Origin of the sequence: Halobellus captivus (assembly GCF_003697845.1) — an archaeon.
Classification (GTDB): Archaea; Halobacteriota; Halobacteria; order Halobacteriales; family Haloferacaceae; genus Halorubrum; species Halorubrum glutamatedens.
Genome location: NZ_RDQE01000003.1, coordinates 301,728 through 318,174, shown reverse-complemented (window position 1 = coordinate 318,174; position 16,447 = coordinate 301,728). Strand labels below are relative to the sequence as shown.

The window sequence follows — 16,447 nt, the reverse complement described above, 5'->3', positions numbered from 1 at the left end:
ACGGAAGGAATCAACAGAATCCCCGACACAGTGGAGTGAGGCCGTCTACAGCTGCTAAAGTAGACCGATCACTGCGGCGAGAATCAGTTTCTGTCGTCTCATCGTGTTCACGTTGTCGACTGCGCACGAGCGTTCATTTCGTCTGATGAACTTGTATACCGCTCCGCAAGCCACTCCGTCCAGGTGACCGTTCCAGCTCTGTGATCGGGACAGATCGCATGCCCATCTCGAAATCCTGCCGCAGTCTTTCCGGGGATAGGAACTCGGATAATTGGACGTCGAAGACCACGCGCAGTGCGGTATATCCGTGCGAGTTCACCTACTGAGCAAACGTCGGGGCCACCCACAGGATCGATCCGTCCACTCGCGACCGGTGTCGCATGATCTACGATGACGTCCGCAACCTCGCGGACATCGACGGGCTGGAACTGCATGCTTGTCGGAAGGGGCCACACTGGAAGTTTCGCCACGTAGCCAAGCATTTCGGCGACAAACGAGTGGAACTGCGTCGCACGGACGATAGTCGCGGGGACGCCACCGTCCTCGACTGCCGTCTCGGCGGCAACCTTGTGTTCGTAGTAGGTGAGGGGAACGTCGTCGACACCGACGATAGAGGGATAGAGGAAATTCTCCACGCCGGCTTCTTGGGCCGCTTCGAGAAGCCGTTTCGTTCCCTGTACGTCAACCTCGTCTGTGTCGCCTTGAGGAGCCGTCGCCGCGTGGATAACGACGTCGACGTTTTTGACTGCTGACTCCATACCCGTACCTTCGATCAGGTCGAGTTCCACCCATTCGAGGTTCTCTTCGGACTCCGTAGGGGGCGAACGACTTGCTCCCCGGACGACGTGACCCACCGCTATGAGTCGCGGCCGGAGCGCAACCCCGAGCGCCCCTGTTGCGCCGGTCACCAGCGTTCGGATCATGAGTGAGGATTCGTCCCGTGAGCGCGAGTAGTTACTGCCGAGTGTGCTCGGGGGATTTAAGCGTACCATCACGTATCGTCGCTTATGAAACACATTCGGGTGCGTATCACCGCTCGTGGACGGGCAGGCGATATCCATCCGATGTACGGCGTGATGACCGAAGCACCGTTCGTTGAGCGAGCGACGGCCTTACAGTGGAACTACACCGGGACGCACTGGGAATCCTTCACTATGTCGTAGGCGACGCGAACGCGCTTGAGAGAACGATGGGAGAGATACCGGAAGTCGTTGGGTACGACATCGAACGCATCGATGAGCAGTCTTTCTACGTGTACGTCCGAGACGCGACGACCGACTCGCTCCAGGAGATGTTCAGGCCGATCTCATCCGGCGGACTCATCGTTGTTCCACCCATCGAATACGAGCCTGACGGGACGGTAGTATTCTCGATGTTCGGTCCTGACGACGAGCTACAGGACGCAATCGACGAGGTCTCGATTCCGGTTGACGTAGCTATCGAAACGGTAGGTGGTCTCGCTGACACGACGGCTACCACCGAGGCTCTCCTCACCGACCGTCAGCGTGAGGTCGTCGAAGCGGCAGTGGAACTCGGCTACTACGACGTTCCCAGAACCGCTAGCCAGAACGATGTTGCCTCCGAACTCGACTGCGCACCGAGCACCATCGCCGAACACCTGCGGAAAGCCGAATCACGGATACTCCGGACTCAGTTCGGTCGGTGACGGACGTTCCAAGGTGAGTCCGTTCGCGATCTAGCGGAACCGGGGAAGACGATTTAACGGAGGGCCCTCTTCGAATCGAGTGTGCAGCTGAGATCAGCCCTCCCGTTACGTCCCTCACGTACCATCGAAGCACGGTCCGCTCGGTCCCCGAGTCGGTCGATCACCGACACCCACGAAACGGTTCGTAAATGAAACGCTACCGCATCGCTTCGACGCTCGTTGTCGGAGTTCTTCTCTGTAGTTTAGTCATGGCTGGGGTGGCAACCGTCACGGCCAACAGCCCAGCGATCCAGGTGTCCTCCGTGGCGGTGTCGCCGGATACCCCGATCGTCGGTGAGACCACCACGGTAGAGACGACGATCTCGAACCTCGAACAGACCAACGGCACGGTCGAGATCACCGACGTGTATCTCCGGGACTGGCCGACCGAGTTCGAACGTGCCGAGAACGTCGGCTCGATCGCTCCCGGCGGGTCCGTGACCGTCCCGGTGACGACCACCTTCGATACGCCGGGTGAAAAGAGCATCACCGTCAACGTCGTCGTCAGAGACGAGGAGGGTGACTCCCACTCGTATTCGTATCCCGCCGTCGTCGACGTCGAAGAACCCGACGTTGACGGTGGTCTCTCGATAGACGACGACACGTCCGGGGAGGCCTCCGTCACCCTTACGAACTACGGAAACGTGGATTTCACCGACGTCGAGATCAGGACGGTGGTCGGCGGTGAAGCCCGCGGCCAGCAGTACACGCTCGATATCGAACCCGACGGAAGTCGCACGGTCACATTCGACATAGCCGAGTACAACAGAGAACAGGTCACGTTTACCGCGAACTACACCGCGAACGGTGAGACTCACCGAGTCAGCCGCGCGATCACCGAAACAGCGGACGTTCGAGGCGGCCTTTCGACGGTCGAAAACTCGTCCGATCGGATGACGGTGACGCTCGATAACTACGGAAACGTGAACTTTTCCGATGTCGAGATACGCGCGCTGATCGACGGTGAGGTTCGTGATCGGCGGTACACCCGTGATGTCCCCCCGGACGAGAGCCGATCGACCTCGTTCTCCACTGAGGACTACGACGCGGAGAACGTTACGTTCACTGCGACCTATACTGCGAACGGCGAAACACACGAGCTCTCCCGGAGAACGGTCCTCGATCAGCAGGTGTCCGGTGCGATCAGTTTGACGAGCGTCGAAACTGCTCCAGGCGGAGCAAGCGTTTCGATCGACGGGGAGGCCGCAAACGTCGGCGGTACTGACGTCGAATCCGTTCTCCTCCGCGTCCAAAATGCCGGCGGCGTGACGCCCGCTGATGGGGGCGGTGAGTACTTCGTCGGTTCGATCGATGCCAGCGAGTTCGCCACGTTCGAACTCGCCGCGTCCGTCGAGAACGGGACATCAACGGTCCCGATCGAGGTCTCCTACCTCGTCGACGGCGAGCGGGTCACGACGGTACAGACCGTGGAGATCTCGTCGACTGGGCCTCCGGCGAGTCCGTCGGGCGACGGACAACCGTCCGGTACCAACGGCCAACCGCAGGGGCCGCCCGGCGGATCCGGGATCCCGACGATTCCGATACTCATCGGGGTCATCACGCTGATCGGTGCTTCCGGCGGGCTCTACTACCTCTGGAACCGCGAATGAGCGTCGTCGAACTCCACGACGTGGTCAAGCGCTACGAGAGTGGAGCCGAGATCATCGACGCGCTGAAAGGCGTCGATTTCTCCGCCGATCGGGGCGAGATGGTCACCGTCACCGGCCCCTCCGGAAGCGGAAAGAGCACGATGCTCAACATGATCGGGCTGCTCGACACGCCGACGGCGGGTGTCGTCTGCCTCGATGGGCGGCACGTGACGGACTTCAGCGAGGACGAACGCACGGAGGAGCGTCGGTCGGAGCTGGGGTTCGTCTTCCAGGACTTCCATCTCCTGCCGATGCTCACAGCGGTCGAAAACGTCGAACTCCCTTCGATGTGGGATACGTCCGTCGACCGGCGTGATCGTGCCATCGACCTCCTCCGACGGGTCGGTCTCGGCGACCGGCTCACGCATACGCCCGACGAGTTGTCGGGTGGCCAGAAACAGCGGGTCGCCATCGCCCGTTCGCTCATCAACGAACCCGATATCCTTCTCGCGGACGAGCCGACGGGCAACCTTGATCAGGACACTGGTGCAACCATTCTCGACGAAATGAGCCGGTTGAAAGACGAGGAGAACATCGCGATCATCGCGATCACTCACGACGAGCAGTTGGTCGAGTACGCCGACCGAGTCGTGCGGCTCGTCGACGGGGTGATCCGGACGTGAAGATAGCCTCCCTCCTCTGGCGTTTTCCGAGCGCGCTGATGGCGTGGCGTAACCTCGGACGAAACAGGCTCCGAACGGCGCTCGCGGCGCTCGGGATCGTCATCGGCGTCGTCGCTATCTGTTCACTGGGCATGGCCACCGTCGCGCTCGAACAGCAAGCGACGTCGCAACTCGGAGACCTCACGAACGAGGTAACCGTTTCGGCGGGCGCGGACAGCGACACCGACGGGGTGACCCAAGAACAGGTGGAGGAGATCCGGAGCATCGTCACCGACGCGCAGGTGGTCCCACAGAAGACGAACGCGACGACGCTCGAGGCGAGAAACGGGGCCGAAGCGAGGGTGAGCGTGACAGGGGTGACCGAAGCGAGCGCGCTGTACGATCTCACGGAGGGTGAGGCTCCCGACCGGTTACAGTCGGGAGCGTTGATCAGCGCCGACACGGCCGACAGACTCGGTCTCGAGATGGGAGATCCCATCGAGTACGACGGCCAACTCTATCGGGTCCAGGGGTTCATCCAATCGGAGCAGTCGTTCGGCTTCGGCGGCGGTGATCTGGTGATCCCGGTATCCGGACTCTCTGAACAGACGTACTACGATACGGTGACGATCATCGCAAGCGACGGTGAGGCGGCCACGGCGATCGGGGAGCGACTCGATACCCGGTTCAACACTGAAGACGATGAACGGCTGAGCGTCACCACCTTCGGAAACCAAGCCCAAGTCGGCGGGTTCCTCGATACGTTGTCGCTCGCGTTGATGGGGATCGGCGGGATCTCCCTCGTCGTCGCAAGCGTCGCCATCCTCAACGTGATGTTGATGAGTACGGTCGAGCGGCGAGGTGAGATCGGCGTCCTCCGAGCCGTGGGGATCCGTCGAGGGGAAGTGTTACGGATGATCCTGACCGAGGCGGCGCTGTTGGGGGCGATCGGTGGACTGATCGGGACGATCGTTTCATTCACCGTGGGGATGATACTATTCCATCTGATCACGGGTGATGCGACGGGGGCGTTCGGATGGGCCAGTTTACGGTACTTGGTATACGGCTTCGGGTTCGCAGTTGTAGCGAGCGTATTGAGCGGTATCTACCCTGCATGGAAGGCCGCCAACGACTCGCCAGTCGAGGCCCTCCGTGGATAAGATGTCAAAAAAATTTTAAAAGAGAATATGCCAGCACATCATGCTGGTTGCTGAAAGTCCAAGAGAAAGTCTCGCCGTTCACTGCGGGGAGGATGCCAAAAAGAACACGTGATCACCTCGACGTCAGGCCTCAAATCTCGTTTTGAGCATACAAGAGTGTTATGTACGGCCCCTTCGTTGATTCTCACAGTCCCCGTGATACTCCATGATTAGCAAAGACGACCGACTTGGTAGGCTCGCCATCCTCGCGATCGTCGCACTCCTCTGTTTATCGATCGCACCCGGTATCGCAAGCGCCCAGGAACAACGAACCGGTGGCACAGTCACGATCGGTCAGGACGAAACTCACGAAGGAGATCTCGAGATCACCGGCGGCGAGATCCTCGTTGCAGGGACGATTGACGGCGATTTGACTGTCACTGGAGGAACCGTAACCATCACTGGCGACGTGGCGGGTGACGTGACCGCAACGGGGGGGTCAGTTGTGATCGAAGGAACCACCGATGGGAGTCTGACGGCGACCGGTGGCGATGTTCAGCTCCACGAAAACGCAACGATCGGACGGACTCTCGTAGTGACGGGAGGGACGATCACAGTCGACAGCACGATCGGAGGTGACGCGCAACTCGACGGTGAGACGATCATCATCGGCCCAGAAGCAAGAATCGACGGAGATCTCAATTACAGCGGTGATGACATCGATATCGCCGATGACGCTGATATTAGTGGCGAGATAACCGAACACAACGACCCCGGTGCCACACCCTTCTCGGATGTGTCACTACCGGATATCCCCGAGGAAGCTATCCCACCTCTCGTCGGAGTCTACGTCTTCCTCGCGAATTTCATGCTTGGCGCGGTGTTGTTGGGGGCGGCACCGCGCTTCAGCGATCGCGTATCCGAGAGGGGCACTGATCGACCGCTAGTGAGTGGAATTCTCGGGCTCGCAACCTTGTTCGGAATGCCGTTCGTTCTCGGCGGCTTGTTCCTATCGATCGTCGGCATCCCGCTCGCGTTCTTCGCGAGCTACGGTTTCTTGTTCCTCCTGTGGATCGGACTCGTGTATGGTGCGTTCGTCGTCGGGACATGGGAACTGTCCGTGTTCGATCGAACCAATCGATGGGGTGGGTTAGCGCTCGGGCTCGCGACCGTAAGCGTCATTCAGGCGCTCCCGTACGTCGGCTTCCTGTTGGTTCTCATTTCCCTTCTCGGGATCGGGGCCTTCGCTCGAACGCTGTACACGCAGCGAGTCACAGGCGGAGAGAATGGACCAGCAACCGGCGATGATGAGTTCTCTTGGGCTCATACACAGTCAAAGTGATCCTGATCCTTTCTCTGCTGTCACCGCAGAGTACCCAGGTGTGGGTCCCGATCTCCTCTTGCCCTTGAGAATCGTCGTTTGGTTCGGTATCATCCGTCTGAGGCGTCGGCAAACACGTTCTCTCTCATACCCGCCAGTACACAGTCTGTGAATGATCGACTGTCCAGCTCTTTCCGTGTCTGAAGAGTCGGATTTCTCCACAATTGACATCCTCTTACGCCTGAAGACGCGGGGAATGTCAAGTTCGGCACCGATACCGAGATTGTGTATCGTACGTTCCCAGAATGCCAACACCGTTATTCGATGTTTCTCAATTCTGCTAGTATATCTCAGTGATCAGGACGTGGAGACGACTCGTAGCGCTCGATCTCAGAGATCTTTTGCACGCGGTCGTGAACCGCCTCGGGGTCAAGCCCCGAGGCACTCGCCTTGTTCTTCTGTAGAGGATGCTGATCGGTCCATAAGTGAAGATTATATTTCATTACCGACTTTGTGACCGAGATTCTACGTAACGGTAGTCTTGGCCGTCGAATCTCGGTCAATACACTCTTTTCCAGTCGACTCGAATCTGGTTCATATGCCAACCAACGTTCTGGTCGCTTTTGACGGGTCCCCGCTTGCCGAGCGTGCGCTGACGTACGCTATCGAGACATTCCCGGATGCGGCTATCACGACGATCTACATCATCAATCCTATCGACTCGGTAATCGACGTCGAAGCTGGCGGCTTACCTGTCGCTGAGGACTGGTACGAGAATGCCCAGAAACGTGCAGTGACCATCCAAACGACAGCCGTAGACCTCGCGGCAGAACACGATCGCGACATCGATACCGTTACGGAAGTCGGCAGGCCCGCACACACGATTGTCGACTATGCTGACGACCATAACATCGATCAGATCGTTATGGGTAGTCACGGTCGCTCAGGAATTGATCGGACGTTCCTCGGCAGCGTTGCCGAGACAGTCTCTCGTCGGGGACAGATTCCAGTGACGATCATCGGATGACCCGACCGTCTCAGAGTGGATTCATATCAGTAGCCTCTACGGGCTCGAAAATCCGAAATCGTGTACGAACGGCTGGATGCTCACAAGCATTACATAAAGGTGAACGCCAAGCAATCCATAGATACAGAGAACGTGGCCGTTACTGAATCCCCTCCGCTATCTACCTGTACCATCTCTATTGAGCGACGAGGAGGACGTGGCGAAGCGGGGGCGCGGGCACTCGAGCGACACCTCCAGAATCTCTCCGGCGTCCACGACGTCGAGGTCTCCTTCCGAACGGGAAGAGCTCGGATTACCTACGACGGGGGAGTCACATCCGAAGCCAAGATCCGAGATGCAGTCCGCGACCGTGCTGTCTCGATCCGGGATAAGGCCGAGTCAGACACGGCCGACGAAAGCACCCGCTCGGAACTTCGACGGGAGGTGGTGTTTGTTGGGCTGACGCTGCTCGGGATGGTGACCGGCCTGACGACGGGATGGCTTGACGGACCGACACTCCTCATATGGGCCGGCTACGGCGTCGCGTACATCTTTGGCGGCTGGTACGGGCTCAAGGGCGCAATCGAGACACTTCGCGACTATCGGGTCGATATCGACTTATTGATGATCGTCGCCGCGCTCGGTGCGCTCTCGATTGGAGCCCCGTTCGAGGGCGCGATGCTCCTCTTCCTGTTCTCGCTGTCGAACGCCCTCCAACACTACGCGATCGGTCGATCGCGGCGGGCGATCAAGTCCCTCGTCGAGATGCGGCCGGACGAAGCGCAGCTCCTCCGCGACGGGAAAGAGGTTACCGTCCCGATCGATGACGTCGCCGTCGGTGACGTGTTCGTGGTCCGCCCCGGTGACAGAATCCCGCTTGACGGCACCGTGACATCCGGCGAGGGGACAGTCGACCAGGCGTCGCTCACCGGCGAGTCCGTCCCCGTGCCGAAGGAACTCGGCGACGAGGTCTTCGGCGGAACGATCAACGAGAGCGGAAGCCTCGAGATCGAAGTCACTCGACAGGCCCACGAGTCAGCTATCAGCCGACTCATCAACATGGTCGAGAACGCCCAGAGTGAGAAAGCCCCAACTCAACGGCTCATCGACCGGCTCGAACAGCCGTACGTCCTCGGCGTGTTCGGGCTTACATTCGCCGCAATTGCGATTCCGCTGACGCTTGGCAGTGAATTCTCCAGTACGTTCTACCGCGCGATGACCCTGATGGTCGCCGCCTCGCCGTGTGCGGTCATCATCTCGACGCCGGCTGCCGTCCTATCGGCGATCGCCTCTGCGGGGAGACAGGGCGTTCTGTTCAAGGGTGGCGAGCACGTCGAGACGGCAGCGAACATCGACGCGGTCGCCTTCGATAAGACGGGGACGCTCACGCAGGGTGATACACAGCTGACGGACGTCATTGTCCGCGAGACAGTAGACGAGGCACTTACTGACGATGGACTGCTCGCGCTCGTTGCCGCAGTACAGGCCCGCTCGGAGCACCACCTCGCTCGTGCGACGGTGACAACGGCAGAAGAACGGTCACTCGACGTTCCCAACGCACAGCGCTTTCAGTCAGCTGCGGGGAAGGGCGTCCGGGCTGACATCGAAGACAGCACCATTCACATCGGGAATCGAAGTTACTTCGGGACTGTCCTCGAAGACGCAGCGATCGAGGGGCTCGAACCCGGCCTGGATCGGCTCCAGTCGCTAGAATCGGAGGGGAAAACGAGCGTCATCGCCGCCCGAGAGAACACTGACGGGGTCACCGTGTTGGGGTGGCTCGCGTTTACTGACACGGTCCGCCCTGGCGCTGCGGAGATGATTGCTGACCTCCGCTCGCTCGGCGTGGAGCACATCGTCATGCTGACAGGCGACAACGAGCGCGTCGCACAGCGAATCGCCGAGGAGGTCGGGATCGACGAGGTGCAGGCCGAACTGCTGCCGGAGGAGAAAGTGGCAACCATCGAATCCTTGGTCGATCAGCACGAGAACGTGGCGATGGTCGGGGACGGCGTCAACGACGCACCGGCATTGGCGACCGCGACGCTCGGCATCGCGATGGGTGGCGCTGGAACCGACGTCGCGCTCGACACTGCCGACGTAGTATTGATGGGCGACGACCTCAGCAAGATCCCTTACGTCCTCGGTTTAGGCCGTACAACTCGACGAACACTTTCAGTCAATCTCGCTATCGCGTTCGGTGCGATTGCGTTGATGGTCGGCGCAATCCTGCTACGAGGTATCCCCTTGCCGCTGGCCGTGATCGGTCACGAGGGGTCCACGGTGCTCGTTTCCCTAAACGGCCTTCGGTTACTTGGCTACCGCAAATGAGCGGTTTGCAGGGTAATACCGAGACACACCTGTCGCTCACAGCGAGAGACAACTTCGATTTTTCGACGATTGCACGTTCGAGCTGATGCTATTTGTACACTTTGTACAGAGCGGTACCGGATCAACTCTATTATTGGGGTTCAAGGCTCGGTTGAAATCGTATTCTTCAGACACATTCTCGCCTGAAACGGTTGGTCGCTGAAGAATGTGTACTGACTACAGGGATCGCTGCCGGTTTTGAGAGGCGTTTCCATGAGCAAGGAGAGACAGGGGGCGTGTCAGAGGGATACAGGAGCGTGTGCTCGTTTTTTAGGCGTCTGGAACGTACGCCTCCGGGGTCGATTCGAGGTGCGCTCGAGTTCGTCACCGTTGTACCGGACAGCTCCAGAGCCGGAGTCGAACTCGAGCGCACCTACTACAGCCAGTTTGGGGAGGTGGTAGTGGTGGAGGGCTATGGCGAGTTTGTCGCGATCGTCCGGCGTCGGGTTCTGCTTCCGGAGGTGACTCACCAAATCGCTGATTGACACGTGATCCGTCTCGGTTTCTTGTAAGAAGCGAATGACACATCGGCGCTCGTACTGGTCTAACAGTGCGAACCGTTGGTCGATCTCCTCAGTGGTATACTCCTGTATTGTCTCATCCCACGGATGGCTCTCGAACCTGTCCGTATAAACGATCGCCGCCCACCCGGGTGTGTCCCGTGGGGAGCTTCGCGAGCTGGCTGCCGACGCCGTTCGTGACCTCGACCCGGACGATGTCGACGCTCTCCTCCATGATGCGATCGACTGTGAGGACGCGCTCGAAGCGAACGGCTCGCACTGGGTCATGCGAACGGGGCGTTTTGCGACGGCCGTGTACGACCACCCGTCGACCGGTGAGTGGCGGAAGCAAGATTAGTAGACTCCACTTTGCGGGGGCCTTTCGCTACTCCTGTTCCTTTGGCTCTATTGAAATTCTCTGTAAGTGTTCAATTCGGATTCGGCTCACTCTTCAAATAGATCGCCATTCTGCGGGTATGTGAACTGTACTATGACATCCTCCTGTTGTGTACAAGAAGAACGACGGTACCGAAGGCGTGTGGACCGAGTGCCCGGCGTGTGAGGACGTTGTAGCACCGGAGTAGCGAAGACAGCAGAATAAAGTGCTCTTCGTCGCGTCTACAGTGTAAGGTCTTCAAATGGAGATTTCAGAGGAACTTCAGTGTCTGTTCTCGGGAACGGTCGAAGAGCGTGATGGGTCATATGTAGTTGAGGTACCGGAGCAAGAACTCCGCCTTGGTGAGCTACAGGCGGACGAGACGTACCGTGTGGCTGTTCTGCCGGTACCCGCGACCAACGAGGCAACCAACACTGACGCTACCCCGGATCCGGAGCAAGCGCCACAGACACCCCCTGTCGAGAAGGGCGAACAACGCACCGTCGAAATCGAAAACATCGGTGACCAAGGCGACGGTATCGCCCGTGTTGAGCGTGGGTTCGTCGTTATTGTTCCCGACACTAAACAAACCGAGCGTGTTACTATCGAAATTACCGATGTCCGCGAGAATGTCGCCTTCGCGGAAGTTGTCGAGCGCGTCAGTTACTACGAGTAGTCTGAAGCGGTACTTCTCTTGTTCGTGGACGGGGCCGCGTGACCGATACGCACTCTCTATCGAGCACGTCACTTCTGATAGAAACCAGGGAGTTCTCGGTTAGTCACCTCTCAGGCGAACTCTCCGAGCGCCAGTGGACGACCACGTTCCCGATGGCGAATTCGTCATCGCTCTCGCCATCCCGGACGATCTGAACGGTGTTCTCGCCCTGTTGTAGCATCGCGTCCGTGACGGCATCCATCCACAGTTGCCAGCCGTCCGAGGGCGGGAGGTCGAACCCCGTCAACGGCTCGCCGTTGACAAGGACTTCATGTCCGAACGTTCCCACGTCATAGAGTTGAACCTCAAAGTACGCGTCGAGTGGATTCGTAGTCGTGACCTCGAACGTATGAAGAGTCGAGGCATCGCCAACGAACTCGGCCCACTCTATGTTCAGTGCGTCCGGATCTTCGCCCAGGTGTTCGAGGACGGTGACGAGTGCGTAGTCGGTGTGCGGTGGCATGTACTGCCTTTCACGGACAGGAACCTTGTACGTACCGTCGGCTCTATTTAAATTCTCAGTGAGTGATAGATCCGGATTCAGATCTGATCTGTACAGGTCGTGTCGTGATTGGACGAAGGTTGGCTTTTCGTAGACGATCTACTGGTCAACTTCTTCGTCCACTGATTCACCCTTTCCGGGCTTTGATTCCCATTCCCACTCATCTTCAACTCTAATACGTCCATCATCGAGGAGCTCGACATCACCGATGGAGTGGCCGGTAGCGGTTTCGTTTTCTGTATTTATTTGGGGAAGACTGTTCCCCGCGGCGGGCCTACGACCAAACGATCGGGATCCACCAGATCGCAAACGCCGAGATGACGAGGACAGCCGGAACGGTGATCACGAATCCGACTTTCGCCATCTGCGGGATCGTCATATAGCCGCTGCCGAACACGATGGCGTTTGGCGCGGTCGCCACCGGGAGCATGAACGCGAATGAGGCAGCGAACGCGGCCGTCGCCATCAGCGTTAACGGCGTTACACCGATGGCGAGTCCGATGCTCAGCGTGATCGGCATGAACAGCGAGGCGGTCGCCGTGTTCGAGGTGACGTTCGTTAACAGGATGACGACCGTCGCCACGAGGAGGATCATCCCGGCGAGTTCCGTGATTCCGAGATCTGCGATCGCGTCCGAGACGACGCCGTCGAGGCCGCTCTCCCGAAACCCTCTGGCGATGGAGAACCCTGCGCCGAGGAGCAGCAACACGCCCCACGGGACGCGGGAGGTGTACTCCCAGGTGAGCATCCGGTCGCCGTCCACCGGGACGAGAAACACGAGGATCGCTCCGATGATGGCGATCATCGCGTCGGTGAGCATCGGAAACACGGGTTGGAGCACGAACGGCCGGAGTATCCAGCCGGCGGCGACGAGCCCGAACACGACCAGCACGCGCCGTTCGCCGGTCGTCATCGATCCCAGCTCCTGTAGTTGCTCGTCGATGACGTCGTCCCGGCCGGGCTGCTTCTCGATCGACGGGCGGAGCAGCCCGACGAGCATGACCCACGTGATCAGGAGGAACGTCCCGGCGAGCGGCACGCCGACGAGCATCCAGTCGAGGAACCCGATCTCCATGCCCAGGCTCGATTCCGCGACGCCGGCGAGAACCGCGTTCGGTGGACTCCCGATGAGTGTTGCTGCACCACCAACGGACGCGCCGTACGCGATGGCCAACATGAGTGCGAGCCCGAAGGACGTGTTCGGGAGGTCGATCGACTCGTCGTCGAACTGACGGAGGAGTTCACCGTCGACGTCGATCGGCTCGTTCGGTTCTTCGAGATCCTCGCGGTCGAGCGGCGGGGTGCGACGACCACCCACCGCGGTGAGCTCGACGATAACGGCCGTCCCAATCGGGACCATCATCATCGCCGTCGCCGTGTTCGAGATCCACATCGAGAGGAACGCAGTCGCGGCCATGAACCCGAAGACGAGTCCCTTGCCACTGGTGCCGACAAGGGAGATGATGAGTAATGAGAGGCGGTGGTGGAGATTCCATCGTTCAATTGCGAGTGCGAGGAGGAATCCGCCGAGCAGAAGGAAGACGACCGGATCCGCGTACGGTGCGGTGGCAGTTCCAGCGGTCATCACGCCAGTCAACGGAAAGAGGATAATGGGAAGAAGCGACGTGACTGGAATCGGGATGGCCTCTGTGACCCACCAGATAATGATCCATGTCGTACTTGCGAGAACGGCCGTCGCTTCTGGAGAGAGACCGAACGGTTGGATAAGGGAGATACCCGCGAACAGTAACGGACCGAAGAACAGGCCAACACCCGCCCGCGATATTCGCCGTCTGGAAATCATAAAGTCGCCGTCACGTGGATGACAAATAAAACCGACTCTAGTTACTGTAGGAGAACACCACTGGAGATGTCCGGGAATGTCATCTCAGAGAGCATCTCGGCCTACTAGGAGGTCACTAGGTGTCATAGTAACCACGGAAGCTGTATCTCGAGATCGATTTGGTTCACTAGTAGAGAACAGTATTCTATTCAGCCCCACTCCGCTTCGAGCACAGTGAGCAAGCGATCAACCTCGGTCTGCGTGTTGACCATATGAACTGACGCTCGAATCGTGTTCGGATGCGGCAAGGCTCGAACAACGATACCCTCCAACGCAAGTTGTTCGACCGTCGCCGCAGTATCGTCGACGTCAATCGTCACGAGACTCGACTCGGGATCTGTCGAGCTACGGAGTCGTTCATCGGGAATTCCATCAGTCTGCGGTACACCTCACACTCGTAGGAACCGTCCCTCTCACTCATTCCGGGTTCTCTCCAGAGCATCGTCGGCAAACGTTGATCGCATAGCGACCCAATCAACTTCGATATTACACTCGGACATATTGTAGTACCGAATTTCTTCGGGCGCCACCGGCCATGATGGACGAATGGCTTTCCATCAGTCAGTGAGAAACTTCGCCCACACATTATCTCTAACGGTGGTGTATCGGTCGATATCGAAATCAGAACCGTACGGAAGTATAGTGTTCATATCGAAAACCCTCATGTCGAATCTATATGTTCGTTGAAAATAATGGGCAGGTATGAAATCCAGTACCCTCCGTATCATCGTGGATGAGACCTCCTGTTTCGGAGCGTGCTATCTGAGCGGTGAATACAGATGATTCGACGGCTCGTCAGCGTCGTTCTCGTATTCGTTCTTTTTCTCGGGATCCTTTCTGGAGGGAGTGTAGGTCAGGAGGAGACTCAATACGTCCGCGGAGAGCCTGATATCGACGTGTACACACCCAACCCAGTGTTGAATCCGGGGAATACCTCCACACTAATGGTTCAGATCGCAAACGATGGAGAAGTTCATTCCGGATCTTCTGCACAACGTGAGATGGTAACGACCGCTCGAAGCGTGACCGTTGAAGTAGTCAACCGAGACGAGCTCCCGTTTACTATTGAGACACAGCGACAGTCGATCGGAACGATTCCTGATGGAACCGTACGAGAGGTCCCTCTCGATATGACTGTGCCGGCGGACATCAACCCCGGAGAGTATTCGGTGGACCTCCGAATTCGGTATTCACATACCTATCAGTATTCTCCTCGAAGTGGCGTCGTTCAGGAGCGCTCCCCGTCGATCAGTGAAACGATTGAGGTCGACATCAATACCGGTCCTCGATTCGAGTTCACCCCTGTCAATAGCACAGTCCAAATCGGCGGGACCGGAACGCTGACGACCCGCGTGACGAACGTCGGCGGCGAGCCAGCCCACGATCTGACCGTTCACCTCGAATCCGAATCGACAGATCTCTCTGTCGGTGGCAGTTCACGAACCACGGGCTACCTCGAATCTCTCGCGGAGGGCGAAAACGCGACACTCACATTCGATGTACGCGTCCGGGATGGGACGACATTCAGGAACCGGAGCCTTACAGGTTCCGTCGAATTCACCGATCGAGATGGGATCCGGGCGACCGGAGAAGACCGATCGTTCGGGATCCAACCATCTCAAGAACAGCGGTTCAGCATCTCCGTCGAAGAAGCAAATTTCAGCGCCGGAGAAGCTGGAACGCTGACGACCCGAGTGACAAACACTGGGAGTGAACCCGCCCGAGATCTGGTTGTCCACCTCGAATCGGATTCATCTGATATCTCGTTCGGAGGTAGCTCTCAAAACACGGGCTATATCGATTCTCTGAGTCAGGGTGAAACGAAGATACTGACATATGACGTCTCCACCCGAGATGGGACGACGTTCAGAAACCGCAGTTTGTCGAGTTACGTCGAATTTACCGATCCGAGCGGGACTCGCATGACTGGAGGGGAACGATCACTCGGCGTTCATCTCGCTCAGGACCAACGATTCAACATCTCGGTCGAAGAAGCGAACCTCAGGGTCGGCGAATCCGAAACGATCCGCGGTGTCATTCGGAACGACGGGCCAGCAGACGCAAGCAGTGTCGTCGTCAACCTTGGTGACACACAATTCAGTCCACGCAGCCCGAACTACTCCGTCGGCGACCTACCCGCTGGCGCTTCCGCTCCATTCGAATTCAGCGGGACGATACCACCATCAATGGATGCGATCCCCCAACAGATCGAGGTAACTACACGGTATCGAACGTCGACGGATGACGAGCGGGTCGCCACCGATCGGATCCGCGTCGCCGTCGCAGAACGTCGTGATACACTGGCAATAGAAACCGTCGAATCACCGTTCGTTTCGGGTGGAGAGGGGGTCTTGGAGTTGAAGGTCACCAATCAACGGGACGTCGAGATACGCGATATCCATCTCCGTCTCGCTGCCGAGGAACCGATACAGAGTGACTTTCGTTCGACTGTGATTCCGTCGCTCCAACCGGGTGAATCGGACTCCGTCGCGTTCGATATCGAGGTGGATAGTGATGCACCACCGACTCGATATCCGGTAACCATCGGGGGTGAGTATACCGATCCAAACGACGAACAGGTGACAACGCGACCGGAAACGCTTGCGCTCTCGGTGACTAACGAGGGCGGTAGTGAGTTCCCGGTGGAGATGGTCATCCTCGGTCTCTTGCTGGTGATCGTTACGGCTGGGATCTGGTGGGTGTATCTGAAATGAACGGT

General features: G+C 58.4%; 14 protein-coding genes and 2 pseudogenes. 11 read left to right on the top strand and 5 right to left on the bottom strand.

Annotation, left to right across the window (positions count from 1 at the left end):
- Nucleotides 1–107: 107 nt before the first annotated feature.
- A complete protein-coding gene (locus tag EAO78_RS05340; RefSeq protein ID WP_122104807.1) occupies nucleotides 108–923 on the bottom strand; it encodes an SDR family oxidoreductase in 816 nt (271 codons plus the stop codon).
- Nucleotides 924–1,117: 194 nt separating this feature from the next.
- On the opposite strand from EAO78_RS05340, the gene EAO78_RS05335 reads away from it, so the two are divergent.
- The 7 genes from EAO78_RS05335 (at nucleotide 1,118) to EAO78_RS05305 (ending at nucleotide 9,753) form a co-directional block, all read left to right on the top strand.
- Complete coding sequence (locus EAO78_RS05335; protein ID WP_238987619.1) at nucleotides 1,118–1,666, top strand: helix-turn-helix domain-containing protein; 549 nt, start codon at nucleotides 1,118–1,120, stop codon at nucleotides 1,664–1,666.
- Nucleotides 1,667–1,914: 248 nt separating this feature from the next.
- On the top strand, nucleotides 1,915–3,315 hold the full coding sequence (locus EAO78_RS05330; protein ID WP_136516486.1) for a COG1361 family protein: 1,401 nt from the start codon (nucleotides 1,915–1,917) through the stop codon (nucleotides 3,313–3,315).
- On the top strand, nucleotides 3,312–3,977 hold the full coding sequence (locus EAO78_RS05325; RefSeq protein ID WP_122104805.1) for an ABC transporter ATP-binding protein: 666 nt from the start codon (nucleotides 3,312–3,314) through the stop codon (nucleotides 3,975–3,977). The genes EAO78_RS05330 and EAO78_RS05325 overlap by 4 nt, the downstream gene beginning before the upstream one ends.
- Before the next feature lie 38 nt (nucleotides 3,978–4,015).
- Nucleotides 4,016–5,116 (top strand): ABC transporter permease, encoded by a 1,101-nt coding sequence (locus tag EAO78_RS05320; RefSeq protein ID WP_122104839.1) that lies wholly within the window; start codon nucleotides 4,016–4,018, stop codon nucleotides 5,114–5,116.
- Nucleotides 5,117–5,321: 205 nt separating this feature from the next.
- Complete coding sequence (locus tag EAO78_RS05315) at nucleotides 5,322–6,437, top strand: polymer-forming cytoskeletal protein (protein WP_122104804.1); 1,116 nt, start codon at nucleotides 5,322–5,324, stop codon at nucleotides 6,435–6,437.
- A gap of 577 nt (nucleotides 6,438–7,014) precedes the next feature.
- On the top strand, nucleotides 7,015–7,443 hold the full coding sequence (locus tag EAO78_RS05310; protein ID WP_122104803.1) for a universal stress protein: 429 nt from the start codon (nucleotides 7,015–7,017) through the stop codon (nucleotides 7,441–7,443).
- A 132-nt stretch (nucleotides 7,444–7,575) separates the two neighbouring features.
- Complete coding sequence (locus EAO78_RS05305) at nucleotides 7,576–9,753, top strand: heavy metal translocating P-type ATPase (protein WP_122104838.1); 2,178 nt, start codon at nucleotides 7,576–7,578, stop codon at nucleotides 9,751–9,753.
- Nucleotides 9,754–10,031: 278 nt separating this feature from the next.
- Here EAO78_RS05305 and EAO78_RS18785 read toward each other — a convergent pair whose 3' ends face one another.
- The gene (locus EAO78_RS18785) at nucleotides 10,032–10,313 is read right to left on the bottom strand and encodes a DUF7344 domain-containing protein (protein WP_463467549.1); all 282 of its coding nucleotides are present in this window, start codon (nucleotides 10,311–10,313) and stop codon (nucleotides 10,032–10,034) included.
- A 133-nt stretch (nucleotides 10,314–10,446) separates the two neighbouring features.
- Here EAO78_RS18785 and EAO78_RS17665 point away from each other — a divergent pair, with 133 nt between their 5' ends.
- From EAO78_RS17665 to EAO78_RS05290, 3 genes and pseudogenes are all read left to right on the top strand, one after another.
- Entirely contained in the window at nucleotides 10,447–10,650 is a 204-nt protein-coding gene (locus EAO78_RS17665; RefSeq protein WP_136516485.1) for a hypothetical protein, read from the top strand.
- Between the two features lie 145 nt (nucleotides 10,651–10,795).
- Nucleotides 10,796–10,876: pseudogene (locus tag EAO78_RS18780) on the top strand (DUF7837 family putative zinc-binding protein); the annotation flags it as partial.
- Nucleotides 10,877–10,930: 54 nt separating this feature from the next.
- Nucleotides 10,931–11,344: a TRAM domain-containing protein gene (locus tag EAO78_RS05290; protein WP_203227831.1), complete on the top strand. Its 414-nt coding sequence runs from the start codon at nucleotides 10,931–10,933 to the stop codon at nucleotides 11,342–11,344.
- A gap of 103 nt (nucleotides 11,345–11,447) precedes the next feature.
- Here the strand turns inward: EAO78_RS05290 and EAO78_RS05285 are convergent, their stop codons facing one another.
- The 3 genes and pseudogenes from EAO78_RS05285 to EAO78_RS18405 all read right to left on the bottom strand — a co-directional run.
- The gene (locus tag EAO78_RS05285; RefSeq protein WP_122104800.1) at nucleotides 11,448–11,846 is read right to left on the bottom strand and encodes a DUF7383 domain-containing protein; all 399 of its coding nucleotides are present in this window, start codon (nucleotides 11,844–11,846) and stop codon (nucleotides 11,448–11,450) included.
- A gap of 313 nt (nucleotides 11,847–12,159) precedes the next feature.
- Nucleotides 12,160–13,689 (bottom strand): SLC13 family permease, encoded by a 1,530-nt coding sequence (locus tag EAO78_RS05275; RefSeq protein ID WP_122104798.1) that lies wholly within the window; start codon nucleotides 13,687–13,689, stop codon nucleotides 12,160–12,162.
- A 188-nt stretch (nucleotides 13,690–13,877) separates the two neighbouring features.
- Nucleotides 13,878–14,102 (bottom strand): annotated as a pseudogene (locus EAO78_RS18405) (aminotransferase class V-fold PLP-dependent enzyme); the annotation flags it as partial.
- Between the two features lie 405 nt (nucleotides 14,103–14,507).
- Here EAO78_RS18405 and EAO78_RS17660 point away from each other — a divergent pair.
- Nucleotides 14,508–16,442, top strand: coding sequence for a COG1361 S-layer family protein (locus EAO78_RS17660; RefSeq protein WP_136516484.1), 1,935 nt, complete (start codon nucleotides 14,508–14,510; stop codon nucleotides 16,440–16,442).
- The last annotated feature ends 5 nt before the right edge of the window (nucleotides 16,443–16,447 follow it).